6 protein-coding genes are annotated in these 18,667 nt (G+C 64.5%); 4 read left to right on the forward strand and 2 right to left on the reverse strand.

What is annotated here, in order from left to right:
* Positions 1-73 precede the first annotated feature (73 nt).
* The 4 genes from gspE to HX817_RS03815 all read left to right on the forward strand — a co-directional run bounded on the left by gspE (position 74) and on the right by HX817_RS03815 (position 17,115).
* Positions 74-1,492, forward strand: coding sequence for a type II secretion system ATPase GspE (gspE, locus tag HX817_RS03800; RefSeq protein WP_177039814.1), 1,419 nt, complete (start codon positions 74-76; stop codon positions 1,490-1,492).
* Positions 1,492-2,703, forward strand: a complete 1,212-nt coding sequence (gspF, locus tag HX817_RS03805; RefSeq protein WP_177008690.1) for a type II secretion system inner membrane protein GspF — start codon at positions 1,492-1,494, stop codon at positions 2,701-2,703. The genes gspE and gspF overlap by 1 nt, the downstream gene beginning before the upstream one ends.
* A gap of 483 nt (positions 2,704-3,186) precedes the next feature.
* Positions 3,187-4,350, forward strand: coding sequence for a substrate-binding domain-containing protein (locus HX817_RS03810; protein WP_003210472.1), 1,164 nt, complete (start codon positions 3,187-3,189; stop codon positions 4,348-4,350).
* Between the two features lie 201 nt (positions 4,351-4,551).
* Positions 4,552-17,115 carry a filamentous hemagglutinin family protein gene (locus HX817_RS03815; RefSeq protein WP_177039815.1) on the forward strand — a complete coding sequence of 4,188 codons (12,564 nt, stop codon included), beginning with the start codon at positions 4,552-4,554 and terminating at the stop codon, positions 17,113-17,115.
* A 291-nt stretch (positions 17,116-17,406) separates the two neighbouring features.
* Here HX817_RS03815 and HX817_RS03820 read toward each other — a convergent pair whose 3' ends face one another.
* Positions 17,407-18,327 carry an ABC transporter substrate-binding protein gene (locus tag HX817_RS03820; RefSeq protein WP_177039816.1) on the reverse strand — a complete coding sequence of 307 codons (921 nt, stop codon included), beginning with the start codon at positions 18,325-18,327 and terminating at the stop codon, positions 17,407-17,409.
* Positions 18,324-18,656 carry a ferredoxin gene (locus HX817_RS03825; protein WP_003210478.1) on the reverse strand — a complete coding sequence of 111 codons (333 nt, stop codon included), beginning with the start codon at positions 18,654-18,656 and terminating at the stop codon, positions 18,324-18,326. The genes HX817_RS03820 and HX817_RS03825 overlap by 4 nt, the downstream gene beginning before the upstream one ends.
* Positions 18,657-18,667 lie beyond the last annotated feature (11 nt).

Here is an 18,667-nt window from a genome sequence, read left to right on the forward strand (position 1 = left end):
CTGTAAGAGCGGAACCAATACAAGCCGTAACCGAAGGAATGGATATGTACTCAACCAAACGAAGCCCAAAAGCATGAGCCTCCTGCCTTACGCCTGGGCCAAATCCCAACGTATCCTCCTTCACCCGGGAACCCAGGGCCCGACGCTGACCATCTGCCCCTCGACCCCCGGCTGGTCCATCAGCGAAGTCCACCGCCAGTTCGGCCAAACCCACCTGATCCAGGTGCGCGACGACGAACTGGACGGCCTCCTGGCCACTGCCTACGCCGACACCGGCAGCGCCGCCGCCGTCGTGGGCGCCGCCGAAAACGAAGTCGACCTCGACCGCCTCATGCAAGACATCCCCGAAATCACCGACCTGCTCGACACCCAGGACGGCGCCCCGGTGATCCGCATGATCAACGCCTTGCTCACCCAGGCCGCCCGCGACGAAGCCAGCGACATCCACATCGAACCCTACGAAACCCACTCCGTGGTGCGCTACCGCGTCGACGGCACGCTGCGTGACGTGGTGTCCCCGCGCAAGGCCCTGCACGGCGCCTTGGTCTCACGCATCAAGATCATAGCCCAACTCGATATCGCCGAAAAACGCCTGCCCCAGGACGGCCGCATCGCCCTGCGCGTTGCCGGTCGCCCCATCGATATCCGCGTCTCCACCGTGCCCACCGGCCATGGCGAGCGCGTAGTGATGCGCCTGCTGGACAAACAAGCCGGCCGCCTGCAGCTGGAAACCCTCGGCATGGACCCCGCCGTCCTGGCCAAACTCGACACCCTGATCCGCCAACCCCACGGCATCGTGCTGGTCACCGGCCCCACCGGCAGCGGCAAGACCACCAGCCTCTACGCCGCCCTGGCCCGGCTGGATGCGAGCACCAGCAATATCCTGACCGTCGAAGACCCGGTGGAATACGACCTGCCGGGCATCAGCCAGATCCAGGTCAACGCCAAGATCGACATGACCTTCGCCCTGGCCCTGCGGGCAATCCTGCGCCAGGACCCGGACATCATCATGATCGGCGAAATCCGCGACCTGGAGACCGCACAAATTGCCGTCCAGGCCTCGCTCACGGGCCACCTGGTACTCGCCACCCTACACACCAACGATGCCGTCTCGGCGGTCAACCGCTTGATCGACATGGGCGTCGAACCGTTCCTGCTGGCCTCGTCACTGCTCGGCGTATTGGCCCAGCGCCTGGTGCGTCGGTTGTGCCCGCACTGCAAGCAGGAAGACCCGGCCGCGCCCGGCACCTGGCGGCCTGTCGGGTGCGCGCAGTGCAACCAGATCGGTTACAGCGGGCGTACCGGTATCCATGAATTGTTCTGCATCGACGACGAGCTGCGCGGGCTGATCCACCAGGGCGCCGGCGAGCAGGCCTTGAAGGCCGCCGCACGCCGGGCCGGCATGTTCAGCATGCGTGAGGATGGCGATCGCTGGGTACGCAGCGGCGCCACCGCCCCCGAAGAAATCCTGCGCGTAACACGGGACGCCTGATGAACCGATACCGCTACGAAGCCGCCGACGCCAGCGGCAAGCTGGAGTCCGGGCACCTTGAGGCAGACAGCCAGAGCGGCGCGTTTGCCCACCTGCGCAGCCGTGGCCTGACGGCCTTGCGGGTGCAGGTCGAGAACAACAACGAGCGTGCCGGCGGTGGCAGCCGGTTCAGCGCCAAGCTCTCGGACAACGACCTGGCCTGGGCCACGCGCCAGCTGGCGAGCCTGCTCGGTGCGAGCTTGCCACTGGAGGCCGCGTTGAGCGCCACGGTGGAGCAAGCCGAGAAAAAACACATCGCCCAGACCTTGAGCGCGGTGCGCGCCGATGTGCGCAGCGGCATGCGCCTGGCCGATGCGTTGGCCGCCCGGCCCCGGGACTTTCCGTCGATCTATCGGGCGCTGATCGCGGCGGGGGAGGAGTCCGGCGACCTGGCCCAGGTCATGGAGCGCCTCGCCGACTACATCGAGGAACGCAATAACCTGCGGGGCAAGATCCTCACGGCGTTTATCTACCCGGGCGTGGTGGGGCTGGTGTCCATCGGCATTGTGATTTTCCTGCTCAGCTACGTGGTGCCGCAGGTGGTCAGTGCGTTTTCCCAGGCTCGCCAGGACCTGCCGGGCCTGACGTTGGCGATGCTCAATGCGAGTGACTTTATCCGCGCCTGGGGCTGGCTGTGTTTTGCCGGGATCGTGGGTGGTTTCTGGAGCTGGCGCCTGTACCTGCGCAACCCCGTGGCACGGTTGAGCTGGCACAGCCGGGTGTTGCGCCTGCCGTTGATCGGGCGTTTTGTACTGGGCCTCAACACCGCGCGGTTTGCCTCGACCCTGGCGATTCTCGGCGGGGCGGGCGTGCCGTTGTTGCGCGCCCTGGAAGCGGCGCGCCAGACCTTGTCCAACGACCGCTTGAGCCAGTGCGTCACAGATGCCACCGCCAAGGTGCGCGAGGGCGTCAACCTGGCTCCTGCGCTGGCGGTGGAAAAGGTCTTTCCGCCCGTGCTGATCCACCTGATCGCCAGCGGCGAAAAAACCGGCTCGCTGCCGCCGATGCTCGAACGCGCGGCGCAAACCCTGTCGCGGGATATCGAGCGTCGGGCGATGGGCATGACGGCGTTGCTTGAGCCACTGATGATCGTGGTGATGGGGGCCGTTGTGCTGGTCATCGTCATGGCCGTGCTGCTGCCGATCATCGAAATCAACCAACTGGTGACCTGACTGCTGACGAAACACGATCAAAAATGTGGGAGCGGGCTTGCTCGCGAAAGCGGTGTGTCAGTCAACACATGTCGCGCCTGATCCACCGCTTTCGCGAGCAAGCCCGCTCCCACATTTTAACTGCGTTTCTTCAAGACTATTTTCGCGCGCCCGACACGCGGGTCCCAACCTCGGGTTCCTCATTCTGTCATCTGCCCAACCCCACCACACGGCCCGTAACGCCTCCAGCCCGGTCCTCGAAATCCGCGCTGAAACCTCGCTGTCACCTCACCCCCAAACCGCTCAAAAGTGTGACCAAAACACCCGAGAATCTTTTTAAAAATCAAGCCGTTCCTCCCGAGGTTTTTTCCTTTAGCTGTCATCGGATGCTGCGAAATTGCATACCCATGGCCTCACCCCTGGGTACCCCCCGGAACACAGCCCGGGACCGAAGCCATAGCGTCATCTACCCCAACGTACAAACACGACGAAAGGAGCTTCTTCATGTTTAAGCGCAACGTTCTCGCGGTATCCATGACCCTCGCTGCACTGTGCTCGGCCCAGGCTGCCATGGCAGACATCAACGGCGGCGGCGCCACCCTGCCACAACCGCTGTACCAGACCTCCGGCGTATTGACCGCCGGTTTCGCCCCGTACATCGGCGTGGGCAGCGGCAAGGGCAAACTGGCGTTCCTGAACAACGACTACAGCCAGTTCGGCACCGGCACCAAGAACGTTCACTGGGCGGGCAGCGACTCGAAGCTGACCTCGACTGAACTGTCCACCTACGCCTCCACCAAACAAGCGACCTGGGGCAAGCTGATTCAAGTGCCTTCGGTCGCCACTTCGGTTGCCATTCCATTCAACAAGGCCGGTACCAACGCAGTTGACCTGAGCGTTGATCAACTGTGCGGCGTGTTCTCGGGCCGCATCACCACCTGGAACCAACTCCCGGCTACCGGTCGCACCGGTAACATCGTGGTGGTTTACCGTAACGAAGCCAGCGGCACCACCGAGCTGTTCACCCGTTTCCTGGCGGCCAAGTGCGTCAATGAGTCCAAGAAATTTGTGGTCACCACCAACTTCGCGGACAGCTTCGGCGTGCCACCAGGCGCCGTGCCTGCCGTGACCAGCCAAGGCGTGATGACCGCGCTGAACGCCGGTGATGGTCGCATCACCTACATGAGCCCGGACTATGCCGCGCCTACCTTGGCTGGCCTGGATGACGCCACCAAAGTGGCCAAGGTCGCCGGTGTTTCTCCAGCCCCTGATAACGTTTCCGCCGCCATCGCTGCTGTGCCCGTACCGGCTGCTGCCAACGTCGCCAACCAGAACGCCTGGGTACCGGTGTTTGCTGCCGCCGCCGATGCCAACGATCCAAGCGTCGTGCCTTACCCAAGCAGCGGTTATCCGATCCTGGGCTTCACCAACCTGATCTTCAGCCAGTGCTACGCCGACGCCACCCAGACCTCGCAAGTGCGTGCATTCTTCACCCGTCACTTCGGTGCCAGCGCCTTGAACAGCAACGACAACGCGATCAAGGCCAACCGCTTCGTGCCACTGCCAGCTGCCTGGAAAGCCGCGATCACCAGCAACTTCGTTACCGCAACCAGCGCGCTGAGCATCGGCAAGTCTGATGTCTGCAACGCCATCGGTCGTCCGCTGTAACCCACGCTTTTACCGACCGGCAACACCCGATCAGCAACGGCCTGTGCCGTTGCTGATTTTTGCGTTTGCGGCTCGGCTATCAGCCTTACATGAACTTTCCATGACAGAAGTTCAGTCCCGCCCCTCGCCAACCGCCTAACTCCCATACGTGACGCACGTCGCCAGTTCCCCATGGGCAAAAACAAAGAAGGAAGCTTCCTGATGGTCCGCTGCAAACCACCGGTCAACCTGAATGCCCAAGGCCCTGGCGGCCAGACGATCTTGCGCCTCAAACCCCTGGCCCAGGCGATTGCCTTGTTCATGGTGGCAGGCAGCGCCCACGCGGCGACAGCGTTCAGCTCCGGCTGGTTTGCCGACAAGGGTGCCTCCCAGGCGGCGACAGCGGCCCGCCTCAACGGGGCGCAGGTGCCGGGGATTCCGTCGTTGAATCAGCAGGCGCGGGCGAACCAGCAGTTGTCACGTTCCATCAGCACGCTCAACAACAGTGTCGCGGCGATTGCGGCCCAGCAGGCCGCCCAGGCCGCTGGCCGGCAAGCGGCGCTCGGCCAGGTCTCGACGATTCCCGACGGCCTCGGCAAGGGCGGCTTGCAGGTGGACAACAGCCTGACCCAGGGCTGGACCAACGCCAAGGGCCCGACCCAGAGCCAGTCCGGTGGCAAGACCACGGTGACTATCGAGCAGACCGCCGACAAGGCGATCCTCAACTGGGAAACCTTCAACGTCGGACGCAACACCACGGTCGATTTCCAGCAGCAATCGAATTGGGCCGTGCTCAACCGTGTCAACGACCCCAACGCGCGCCCCAGCGAAATCCAGGGCCAGATCAACGCCCCTGGCACAGTGATGATCATGAACCGCAACGGGGTGATCTTCAGCGGCAGCAGCCAGGTCAATGTGCGCAACCTGGTGGCGGCCGCTGCCACCATCACCGATGACCAATTCACCCAACGCGGGATCTATGTGGATGCCAACGGCACCCAGCCGACCTTCACCGACGCGGCGGGCAAGGTCGAGGTGCAGCGCGGCGCGTTGATCCAGACTCACAACCCGGCCACCTCTACCGACGCCGGTGGCTACGCCTTGCTGCTCGGCTCGGAGGTCGAGAACGCCGGCAGCATCATCACCGCCAGGGGCCAGGCCACCCTGGCCGCCGGCGACAGTTTTTATATCCGCAAGGGCGTCGGCACCACCGGCAACGACCGCTCCACCACCCGTGGCAATGAAGTGGCCACCAGCCTCAAGGCCGGCAGCACGTCGGGCAAGGTCAGCAACAGCGGCCTGATCATGGCGTCGACCGGCGACATCACCCTCACCGGGCACCAGGTGCAGCAGAACGGCGTGGCCCTGGCCAGCACCTCGGTGGATACCCGCGGCACGATTCACTTGCTCAACGCCGCCAGCGACACCAGCGCCAGCGTGACCCTGGGCGAGGGCAGCACCACGGCGATCCTGCTGGACGCCAGCGGCAGCACCGCCCTCAACAGCCAGAAGGACAACGGCCTGATCAAGCTCGACGGCTTGCCTGCCAACCTGATCACCGGCCAGTTCAACAACCTCAGCGCGGTGGCCGACCGCACTGACCAGTCGCGGATCGAGATCGTCAGCGGCGGCACTGTGGATTTGCGCAAAGGCTCGATCACCCTGGCCACCGGCGGCCAGGTGGCGGTCAGTGCCGGCCAGCGCAGCCTGGTGCGTGACGGCGCGATGATCGACGTGTCCGGCGCGATTGGCGTCAAGGTGGCGATGGAAGCCAACAACATCAAGATCAACGTGCAAGGCAACGAACAGCGCGACGCGCCCGCCAACCGTGACGGCGGGCAATTGATCAACAATGACGTGTGGGTCGACCTGCGGGACCTGGTGTTCGTCCCGGCCGGCACCAACGGCTATGCGACGGACCGCTGGTACACCGCCGGCGGGCTGCTGGAAGTCGGCGGTTACCTGGGCACCCAGGGCCACTCGGTCGGCGAGTGGATGGCCCAGGGCGGCACTGTGACGTTCACCGGCAAGGACGTGGTGACCCAGCAGGGGGCCCAGGTCAATCTGTCGGGCGGCACCGTCGATGTGCAGGCCGGCTACATCCGCCAGACCTGGCTCAAGGGGCCTGACGGCCAGCTCTATGATCTGTCGAAAGCCCCCGGGGACATTCTCTACGCGGGGATCTACAAGGGCTTTGAAGACACCAGCGTCCGCTGGGGCCGCAGCGATTTCTACTACAACCCGCTGGTGGCCCAGCAAAGCCGCTACGAGGCGGGCTACACCGTGGGCCGCGACGCCGGCAAGCTGGTGGTGGGCACCACCAACGCGGTGCTGGAAGGCCAGTTGATCAGCGATGTATTCCAGGGCGATCGCCAGACCCAGGCACCGAATATCAACCTTGATGGTTATCAGCAGTCACAGCAGGCCATGGCCCAGCGGGCGCAGTTGATCATTGGCCAGTACACGCCGGTGTACAACAAGGCCACCGGCACCTTGCGCTACGCCTTGACCCCGACCATCGACCAGGTGCTGATCGAGGGCAGCACGCAAAAAATCGCCGACGGCCTGGACCTGGCCACTGCGCTGCCGACCGAACGCCAGGGCAAACTGGTGCTCGACAGTGACCAGCTCAATGGCTACCGGTTGGGCGCGATCAAGGTCGGCGCAAAGCAGCAGATTGACGTCAATGGCGCACTCAAGGTGGCTGACGGCGGCGACATCACCCTGTTCGGCCCCGTGGTTTCAGTCAATGCCAACCTCACGGCCCACGGCGGCATCATCAACGCGGGCAACCTGCTGAATCAGGTCGACCTCAATCGCTCCAATGTCGTTGGCGATGTGATTCTGCCGGGCATCGGCCGGCTCGATGTGGCCGCCGGAGTCAAGCTGGACAGTTCCGGGCGCTGGAATAATCTGGCGCTGGACCCTTCGGCCACTGACGGGGTGGCGTATATCAACGGTGGCAAGGTGTCGTTGCGCAGCTCCGGCGACGTGAACCTCGCGGCGGGCAGCCTGGTGGAAACGTCCTCCGGGGCGACCATCGGCCTGGATGGCAAAGTCCGGGGCGGCAAGGGCGGCGACGTGACCGTGGGCGCACTGGGGGCTTTGGACCTGGGCGCCGAGATTCGCGGCTATGGCGTCAGCGCAGGCGGCACCCTGACCTTGCAGGCCAACAAGGTGCAGATCGGCCAGAGCCCGCAGGCGCCGGATGCCAAGACCTTGCAGTTGGCCGGGGATTTTTTCAACAAGGGTTTTTCGGCCTATGACATTACCGGCAACGAAGGATTGCTGGTCGCCGATGGTACTCAGGTGGATGTGAACGTGCCGGCCTACCGGCTCTCGGAGCAGGCCGCCACGACGCCGGGCGGCGGCGCTGCGGCCAGCGTGATGGAGCGCTGGACCCCGCCGCTTTACCAGGAAGACGCGAGCAAGGGCGTACTCGGCCAACGCCGTGGCGCCAGCCTGACCCTTTCCGCCGGCCACCTGGAGTCGCCTGCCGAGCAACTGCCGACAACCGCGCTGGTGGTCGGCAAGGGCGCGGTGATCAGCGTCGACCCGAGCCAGTCGATCAACCTGCGCAGCATCGGCCAACTGACGGTCGACGGCACGCTCAATGCCTGGGGTGGCAGCGTCAACCTGAACGGCCTGACCACGCGCGCGTTCGAGCCGGCCAACGCGATTGGCCACGGCCGCTCCATCTGGCTGGGTGAAAATGCACTGATCGATGTCGCCGCCCGGGCCGCGACCGCCGTGGACAATCGTGGAAGCCAATACGGGTTGGTCCGTGACGGCGGCAAGATCAGCATCGGCGGCGAGATCAACCTGAGCACCGGCACGGTCACTGCCAGCGACCTGTTTGTGGTGGTACGCGAGGGCGCCCGGCTGGACGCGTCGGGCACGCAAGCGGTGTTGGATGTGCCGGGGCAGGGCGCAACCCGGGTGGCCAGCAATGGCGGCAGCATCAGCCTGGCGTCCAACAATGGCTTGTACCTGGACGGCAGTCTGGTAGCCCGGGCCGGCGGTGCCGGCGCAGCGGGCGGCAGCCTGAACGTAGCGCTGGACAGCCCGTATTACACCAAGAGCAGTGTCACGGATCGCGTGCTGAAGGTGCGTGAATTGGTGCTCGGCCAGACCCATCAGGCCCACCCGCTCGCCGGCACCGCCGCCGACGCGGCCGACAGCCTGGAATACGGCCACGCTCGCCTGGGCGTCGACCAGGTCAGTGCGGGCGGCTTCGACAACCTGGCATTGATGAGCAACGGCCTGTTGAGTTTCGACGGCGATGTGTCCTTGAACATGGGCCAGAGCCTGCGCCTGTACAGCGGTGCCTTCAACCTCAGTGAGGGCGCGGCAGCCAATGCCCGGGTGAATCTGTCGGCACCGTCTCTGCTGCTGTCCGGCATGGATTCGCCGGCCCGGGAGTTCTACGTGAACCCGGTGTCGGTGTTGCCGTTACCCTCGCTGCGCGCCACCGAGGCGCAGTTCAATGCCAGCGGCAGCTTGATCGATGTGCGCGGCAGCGTGTTGTTTGGCAGCAAGGGCAAACTGCGCCAGGCCGACGACAGCCTGGTCGGCCTTGAGCGTCGCGGCTTTGATCAGGTCAACCTGACCAGCCAGGGCGATCTGCGCTTCCTGGCGGGTGCGAACCCGGACGGCGTGGCCTTGAGGGTCAGCACCCAGTTATTGACCCAGGGCGACATGACCTTGCGGGCGGCGCAGTTGTATCCGGCCACGGAGGTCGGTGCGCGGGTCATTGCCGGCTACCTGAGCGAATTCAACAGCCTCAACATCACGTTCGACCCGCTGCGCACCCTGACCATTGGCCGTACCGGCAACACGGATGCCGCGGTGCCTTACTCGGCATTCGGGCGCCTGCAACTGGGCGCCGCGACGGTGCGGCAGGGCGGTGTGGTGCGGGCGCCCCTGGGGTTGATCGATATCGGCAGCATGGGCAGCAGCCAGGTGCAATTGCTGCCGGGCAGCGTGACCTCGGTGAGCGGCAGGGGCTTGGTGCTGCCGTATGGCGGCACCCTGGACGGGCAGGTCTATAAGTACAACGGCAAGACCGTGACGTTTGTCGGCCAGGGCGGGCTGGTCAACCAGGACGCGGAACTCAGCGTCGGGGTGATTCTCGGCGGCCAGTCGGTGCAGGTGCAGCCTGAGGCTACCCTGGACCTGTCGGGCGGCGGCGAATTGCTGGGGGCCGGTTTCGTTTCCGGGCGCGGAGGCTCTACGGATGCGCGCTACAGCCCACTGGTGCAGTTTGGTGCCAATGGCGGTTTTGTGTTGCCGGGCCTGGGCACCAACCCGATTTACGCCATCGTGCCCGGGGTGCAGCCTGGCGCGGCGCCGGTGGCACCGGAGAAGGGCGCAGTCGATCCGTTGGTGGGCCAGCAGGTCACCATCGGCGCCGGAGTGCCGGGGCTGCCGGCGGGCACTTATACCCTGATGCCGTCCACCTACGCCTTGATGCCCGGCGCTTTCCGCGTCGAGATCAACGGCCTGGCCGGGCTCGGCAGTGATGCCGCCACCCAGCGGATGCGCAATGGCTCCTGGTCCACCGCCGGGCGCTTGTCCATCGCCAACACCGGGATCGGCAACAGCGTTGCCAGCCAGTTGATTCTGACCTCGGCCGATACCTTGCGTCGCTATTCCCAATACAACGAAACCAGCTACGCCCAGTTCGCCATGGCCGACGCTGCGAAACAGGGTGTGCCACGCCCGATGCTCGCCGTCGACGCCAAGACCCTGAAACTGGCCTTGCGGCCAGGGGGCGGCGCTGATGCGTTTTCGTTCCAGGGCATAGGCCGTTTTGAGGCCGCGGCGGGTGGCTATGGCGGCGCGGTGGCGGTGATTGATCCAGGCAAGCTTGGTATTGAAGTCGTCGCGGCGGGCAGTTCCGCAACCAGCGGTTTTTCCGGCATTACCTTCAACGATGACAGCCTCAACGCCTTGGGAGCCTCGCGTTTGATGGTGGGGGGGATGACGGCAGTTACGTATGGCCAGTCCGGGAATTACATCGTCCTGGCGGGCGGTACGAGTCGGGCCAACAGCACCGTCACGCTTCGGGAAGGTGTGACGCTCGCAGCGCCGGAAGTCTTTTTGTTGAGTGACACCAACGCGATCGTCCTGGAGCAGGGCGCATCCATCAACACCATCGGCCGTGGCAAAGCCAGCTACGACGCTCGTGACGGTTTTATCTACAAAGTCACCAATATGCTGGCGGCGTCCAACGGCTTGCTCAATGTCATTGCATTCAATACGACGGTGCCCAGCGGCGGGATCAGCATCGGTGTGTGTGACACGGGCCTGTGCAGCGGGCAAACCGGGCTGTACTCCGAAGGCAGCATCGTGGCGTTGACCAACAATACCTTCCAGTTGGGCGACCAGGTGCGCTACGGCACCCGTCACCTCAACCTGGGGGTCAACACCATTAACCTCGGCAGCGCCCAAGCCCTGGCCGCTGCCGCTGCGGCCAATCAGTTGCCGGCCGGCCTGACACTCACCCAGGCGCTTCTTGATCGCCTGCTCAAAGGTGATTCACAGTTCGGTGCGCCGGCCCTGGAAACCCTGCAGCTCTCGGCGCGGGACAGTTTCAACTTCTACGGCAGTACCTCCCTGGACACCTATGACCCACTGACGGGTAAATCGCGGCTGAGCAACCTGATGCTCTCCACTCCGGCGATCTACGGTGCCGGTGGCGCTGGCGACGTGGCCAACATTCATACCGCCAACCTGATCTGGCAGGGCGCGACCACCCCACCGGGCTCGGTGATCGCCGGCGGGGCGGGCACTGGCAGCGGGCGCCTGGATATCAACGCCGAGCGTATTGAGTTCGGCTACGGCGCCTTTGCCCAGACCAACACCGTGAGCAGTTTCGATCGCCTGGCTTTGGGCTTTGCCAGCGTGAACCTCAATGCCAGCGAGCGCATTACCGCCAACCACAAGGGCAGCCTCTCGGTGTATCAGAGCCAGGGCGCCTATGACCCGGTGAAGGGCTTCCAGTACAGCGGCGGCGACCTGAATATCCTCACCCCGCTGATGACCGGCGAAGCCGGTTCGGTGAACCGCATCACCGCAGGTCGGGCGATTGATATTGCAGCGTCCGCGGGGGCGCGTGGCAAGGCCGACGGCCAGGGCGCCGAACTGTCCCTGCAAGGCGACAGCATTCGCCTGGCCACGGCGGTAGTGCTGCCCAGCGGCAAAGTCAGCCTGGGCGCCCGGGGTGATGTGGTGCTGACGGATGCGGCGTTGATCGACGTGGCCGGTGGCGCCACTGTGTTCAACGATGTGACCCAATACGGCGCGGGCGGCACTGTGCTGCTGGACAGCCGCAGCGGCAACATACTGCAGGCTGCCGGCTCGACCATCGACCTCTCGGCCAAAAACAACCAGGCCGGCAAACTGCGGGCGGTTGCGGTGGACGCGGCGGGCGGTATCGTCGACCTGCAAGGCACGATCCTCGCCGGCAGCAGTGGCTATTACGATGCGGGCGGGACCACGATGCCTTATGAGGCCGGTACCGTGGAAATCCAGGCCCAGCGCCTGGGCAGCAGCGGTTCACTGGACCAGCAGTTCGCCGACCTCAACCAGCGCCTGAATCAAGGCCAGGTGTTCGGCACACGCAGCTTCCAGCTCAAGCAGGGCGACTTGACCATCGGCAATGGCCTCAAGGCCGGCACCGTCAACGTCTCCGTGGACAACGGCAGCCTGCGGGTCACCGGCCTGGTGGACGCCAGTGGCGAGCGCGTCGGCAGCATCAACCTGGCCGGCAAGCACGGCCTGACGCTGGACGGCGGCGCGGTACTCGACGCCCATGGCAGCAAGCTGCGGGTGGACAGCTACGGCAAGATCATCGACTCGCCCAACCGGGCCATGGTGGTGCTCGGCTCCGGCACCGGTCAACTGACTCTGGCCGATGGCGCACGCGTCGACCTGCGCCACGGCACCGAGGCGGTCCAGGGCAATGACGGGCGCAACCGCGGCACCCTGGAACTGAATGCACCACGGCTGATCAACGTCGATGGCACCAGCAACGACATCAACATCGATGCCCATGGCCGCCTGACGATCCAGGGCGCGCGCTCGATCACCCTCAACGGCATGATCAGCTACGACGATGCACCACTGGTCACCGACCCGACGGCCAGCGGGCGGCCTTACCAACAGATCGACCAGGCCTACCTGGATGGCAAGCATGTGCTGAGCACGGCCTTTATCAACGGTGCATTGCTCAACCAGAACCTGCTGCAAAACAAACTCGCCGGGCTTAACAATGCAACCTACGCCGATGCGTTCCACCTGCGCCCGGGCGTGGAAGTCGTCAGCAAGACCGCGGACGGTGACCTGGTAGTGCAGGGCGATCTGGACCTGTCCGGCTACCGCTACGCCAGCCTCAACCCCAACAGCCAGAAAACCTCGGTGTATGGCTCCGGTGAGTCGGGCAGCCTGACCCTGCGCGCCGGTGGCGACCTGAATATTTACGGCAGCATCAACGACGGTTTTGCACCGCCACCGCAGACCGTCGATGACAAGGGCTGGGTGTTGTTGCCGGGTATCGACTTTACCGGGGGCACGATCATCGTGCCGGGTAACGGCATCACCCTGGCGGACGGCACGACCTTCCCGGCGGGCACCGTGCTCAACTACGACCTGCCGATCAAGGCCGTGGGCGTGGCCGCCGGTACGCGCTTGCCGACCCGGGCGACGCTGAACCAGGACCTGACGCTGCCTGCCGGTACGGTACTGGCCGCAGCGGTGTTCGACAGCGCGGGCAATGTGCTGTTTGCCGCAGGCACGTTATTGAGCCAGGCACACACCCTGGCGGCCGGCTCACAGCTGGACGCCGGCAGCCTGCTGACCCAGGACACCCGGCTCGGGGCGCTGACCTGGCCCAAAGGGGTGCCGTTGCCGACGAACTACGAGGCGCTTAACCCGACGCAAAACCACGTGACCCTCAATGGCGACATACCGCTGCCGCGCGGCGCGTTGATTCCTTCCGGCACCAACGTCAAGTTGCCGGGCGGGGCTGAGTCGGTGGCGTTGCGCCCGGAAGTGGCGGGGCGCCAGGGCAAGCTGTGGGCCCTCTCGCCGATGCTGGCCGAAGGTTCGCAATCCTGGTCGCTGCGGTTGGTTGCAGGTGCTGACACCGAGGCGGCCGACAGCCGCATCCTGCAAGCCCATCCGCGCAGCGGCGACCTGCGTTTGGCTGACAGCCACTACGGCATGTTTGCCAAGGAGATGCCCGCCAAGGGCAAGTTGACCTGGACCGCCTTCGCGGTGGAGGACTTTGCGGCCAATGGGGTGGTGGTCAAGGAAGGCGACCCGATCGACCAAAAGATCCTCGATGATTTCGGGCTGGGTTCGATTGATGATTTCTGTGGGGGCAATCCGGCGTACTGCGCCGTGAAAGTTGGCTATGTCTGGACCGAGTTCGGCGCCAAGGACCTGGCGGACAACGGGATTATCGTCACCGTCGGAACGCCGATCGAGCAAAGCATCCTGGACCAGTTCGGTATCCCGTCCATCGATGAGTTCTGTGCAAGCTCGCCCGCCTACTGCCAGGCCCAAAGCGGCAAAGAGTATGCGGCGACCCCCTCCAGCAGCCGTTTCAGTGTGATTCGCACCGGTACGGGCGACCTCGAACTGCTCAGCGCCGGCGACTTGAGCATGGACTCCCTGTACGGGGTCTACACCGCCGGTACATCGTCCACTGCAACCGGTGCCAGTGACCCCTACAACCAGCCCAAGGCGCTGAACAGCGCGAAGACGGTGCTGAACGATACCAACAGTTATTTTGAACAGTTCGTCAACGGCTCATCTGACAGCCTGTACCGTGCCTGGTACCCGGAGGCAGGGGGGAATTTGAGCGTGAACGTGGGGGGCAACCTGACGGGGAATATCCTGGGAGGCGTCTTCAACCCAAGTCGGCCCAACCCCCTGGATAACGGCATCGACTCCGCCGATGTGGCCAACTGGCTGTGGCGCCAGGGCAGCGGCACGGTGAACACCGGCGGGCAGGCGCAGCCGACGGCCTGGTGGATCAATTTCGGTAGCTATACCGCCAACGCCTCCAAGGCTGATGCGTTCGTCGGGTTTACCGGTTTCGGCACCCTCGGCGGCGGTGACGTGGATGTACAGGTAGGCGGGGATGCCGGTGTGCTTCGGCGCATGGACGGCAACCCAATGTCGGCCTCTGCCAACCCGCGCAGCCAGGGGCTGGTGCTGGCGGTTGGCAGTACCGGGCGGGTTGCCGGTGATGGCAGCCTGCAGTTGACGGGCGGTGGTGATCTGCGGGTGCGTATCGGTGGCGCCCTGAACCCTGGCAGCGTGGTTGATGTAAACGATCAGAACGGCCAGTTGGTGAATATCCGGGGCAATGTCCAACTGCAAAGTGCGACCACGGGCCGGATCGACCTGACCTACGGCAGCAACAGCTCTGAGCAGAGCCCGGGCGAAACCCGCGCATTCGATCCGTTCCAGGCGACCCGTGGTCGGGCAGTGGGGGGTATCACCCTGGTGCCGGGGGATGCCACATTCAACCTGACCACATTGGGTGACCTGGTGCTGCAGCAAGTGATTGACCCGGGCCGTGTCGTCCTGCTGAACAACTCATCGTTTACCCGTGGCGGGACGAGTGGGACCGGCGAAAGTTGGTTCTCGTTGTGGACCGGTCACACGGCAATCGACCTGTTTTCAGCGGGGGGCAACTTGACGCCATCTGTCTCCGCCGCAGCGTCCGACCTGGCAACTGTCTACCCATCGATCGTTCGAGCGACGGCGGCTGGCGGCAGTATTTATTACGGTAACGCCGTCCTGGGGTACCAAGCCGATACGAGTCCGATAAATGCCTTGGTGCTCGCCCCCGGTGCCAGCAGCCAGTTGCAATTCCTGGCCCATGACTCGATTTATGCGGGCGGTATGTTTGTCACGCCTTCCGGGGCCGACCCCAGCATCATGGCCACACCTTGGCGGCCGGCGTTCGTCGGGACCATTGATGGTCAGGTGGTTGCCGATGGCAACAATCTGTCGGAGAACGGTAGCTCGTCGGGTTCCCTTCCGCGGCCTCTGTTTGCCTTTGGCTCCGCCACGGCGTCGGCAGCCGCTTACGCGCCAACGGAACCGGCGCGGTTCTATGCCTTGACCGGCGATCTGGTGGGGGTCAGCAGCGGCCGGACCCTGACGTTCAATTCTTCCCCCACGTTTTTGCATTCGGGGCAGACCTGGTACGAGGGCAACGGGCCGGTTTGGATGATGGCGGGGCGAGACATTGTCAGCAGTGGCAGCCGTTTTAATACGGCCCCCGGTGCGGTCAGCGAGCAGTCGACCGGCAACCTGTTCATCCACAACAACCCCACTGACATCTCCATCGTCTCCGCCGGGCGCGACATTCTGTACAGCAACTTCCAGGTTGCCGGTCCTGGCCTGCTGGAAGTGACGGCGGGCGGCAATATCCTGATGTCCGGGCGTGACCCGGCGAAGGGCGGCGAAGTCAGCATCACCAGCCTGGGCCCGGTGGTCGCGGGCGACAACCGCCCTGGCGCAGGCATCGTCATGCAAGCTGGCGTCGGCCCCAACGGCCCGGATTACCGGCGCTTTGTCGAGGCCTACCTGGACCCGGCCAACCTCGTCCAGCCAGGCGAAGCCCTGTCGATCCAGGGCGGCAAGGTCGCCAAGACCTATGAGAACGAACTGGTCACCTGGCTCGCCGAGCGCTTCGGTTTCGTCGGCACCCGCGAGCAGGCCCGCGCGGTTTACGCCGCACTGCCCGCTGAACAGCAACGGGTGTTCGCCCGTGATGTGTACTTCGCCGAACTCAAGGCTGCCGGCCGTGAGTACAACGCGGTGGGCGGTGTGCGCCAGGGCAGCTATGTACGGGGGCGTGCGGCGATTGCCGCGCTGTTCCCGGACAAGGACGTGGCCGGCAACCCGATCACCTACAAGGGCGATATCACGTTGTTCGGCGGCTCCGGTGTACACACCAATTTCGGCGGCTCGATCCAGATGCTCACCCCGGGCGGTGGGCAGACCTTCGGCATCGAAGGCGCGGCACCGCCGTCCACCGCCGGTGTGATCACCCAGGGCGCCGGCGATATCCAGCTGTATTCCATGGGCAGCATCCTGCTGGGCCAGAGCCGCATCATGACCACCTTCGGCGGCTCGATCATGGGCTGGTCCGGCGAGGGCGACATCAACGCCGGTCGCGGATCCAAGACCACCGTGGTGTACACGCCGCCCAAGCGTGTCTACGACAACTGGGGCAACGTGACCCTGTCGCCGGCGGTGCCGAGCACCGGGGCGGGGATTGCCACCTTGAACCCGATTCCGGAAGTGCCGGCCGGAGACATCGACCTGATCGCCCCGCTGGGCACCATCGATGCGGGTGAAGCGGGGATTCGGGTCTCGGGCAACATCAACATTGCCGCGTTGCGCGTTGTAAACGCCGCGAACATCCAGACCCAGGGCAAGTCGTCCGGGGTGCCGGTGTCGGCGGCGGTAAACACCGGGGCCATGACCTCGGCGAGCGCAGCCGGTGCGGCGGCGTCCCAGGCGGCGGAAGATGCCGCGCGCAGCCAGCAGGCGGCGGCCAAACAGGGCCGGGCGTCGATTGTCACGGTGGAAGTGTTGAGCTTTGGCAGCGAGCCAGTGGAGCGCAAGCCGGAGGACGGGCAGAAGACCTCGGGCTACAACCCCAACAGCCCGGTGCAGGTGCTCGGCGCCGGACCGTTGAGTGACCAGGCGCGGGCGCGGTTGACGGATGAGGAGCGCCAGCAGATCAGCTTGTAGTTTTAGAAAAGGACCTCTCGTTGTATTTGGGGCGATCATTGATCGCCCCTTTTTTTCGTCTTGGGGCCGGGCTTTCCCCGGTGGATGGTGGCGCGGTCGAGCCGGTAGTCACTGAGGCCGGGATGAGTGATATCTCGGCCACCAAGTGCGAGCTCTATCACCCTGATCTGTCAGGCCAGGAGCTGGAGGCGATTAAAAGTACGAAGCGCTCAGCATTGGAAACCTACAGCGTTTCACAACTTTGGTCGGTGGCATGGACTGAGTAAATTGGTCAGGCGCTTCGCTCGTGAATTATTCAGCCAGTTGTTTGAATTGCCTCGCCAACTCCAACACGACTCGGCCGCTATTCGCGGTGGGCACCAAATGGGTAAAGGGAATATCGATCATCCGGTTCTCCCGCACCGCCCGCAAACGCGACAGCACCGGGTCGGTGGTCAGCAACTGACGTTTGCGGCTGGCCGGTGACCACAGCGCATCCGCCAGCAAAATTACATCCGGATCACTCATCAGCAGGGTTTCGCTGCTCACGGTGACGCGGTATTGGTTGATCCCGGCGAATAAATTGCGCGCACCAGCAGCCGCCACCAACGTGGTGACGAACCCACGCCGGCCTTCGCTGTCCAACCCGTTGACCTCACTGTCCAGGTAGAACACCGACAGCGGTTTACCTTCGCCCGCCAGTGCCTGGGCACTGGCCAGGTCGGCGTCCATGGCATCGCTCAACGCCCGCGCCCGTTGCTGTTTGTGCACCAGGGCGCCGAGGGTAAACAGGTCGTTGCGAATATGCCCGAAGTAATCCAGCGAGTGCCCGTCGCACGCCGACTCCAGCAAGTACGACCCAACCCCGTTGCCTGCCAACCCTGTGCGGGAGGTGACACCAGTGCCAAAGGCAGTGGCGAATCCACCGACCACCAGATCCGGTTTCTGCGCATAGAGCACTTCGCTGGACGGGTACTTGGGCGCAATCACCGGCACGCCGAAATACTCGCCGTGTCGGTGGGCCACACCGTTGTCATCCAGATACGCCACGCCCACCAATGCCGTACCGACATCCAGCGCCAATAACAGGTCGGCCGCATGCTGGTTGAGGGCCACGATGCGCGAGGGCGGTGAGTGGGTGGCCGTCCAGTCCTGGTTGCAGTTGCGATAACGGTCCGCCAGGGCCAACGATGGGCAGAGCAGGGCGCCCAACAGCAACCACGAGGCTTTCATGGGCGCTCCTTGATCAGCAAATCCTCGACGACTTCGCCGCCCACCAGGTGCACTTCCACCAGCCGTTGCACATCTGCGTTGCTGTGCACACCGTACCAGCACGTGTCCGGGTACACCGTCACAATCGGCCCCAGGTTGCACGGGAACTGGCAGTGGGTGCGTGTCAGCAGCACGCCGCCAGGCTTTTCGATGCAGTCGTGTTGCAGCAGGTGGCGGCGCAGGGTTTTCCACAGTTGCAGCGCGCCACGCTGCGTACAGCGTGGGCCAGTGCACAGGAACACGTGACGGGCGTGGTCAGGCACGTGGGACCAGTCCGGATGAGTTTCCACGGGCGTACTCA

It is taken from the genome of Pseudomonas sp. C6002 (genome assembly GCF_013385805.1).
Taxonomy (GTDB): domain Bacteria; phylum Pseudomonadota; class Gammaproteobacteria; order Pseudomonadales; family Pseudomonadaceae; genus Aquipseudomonas.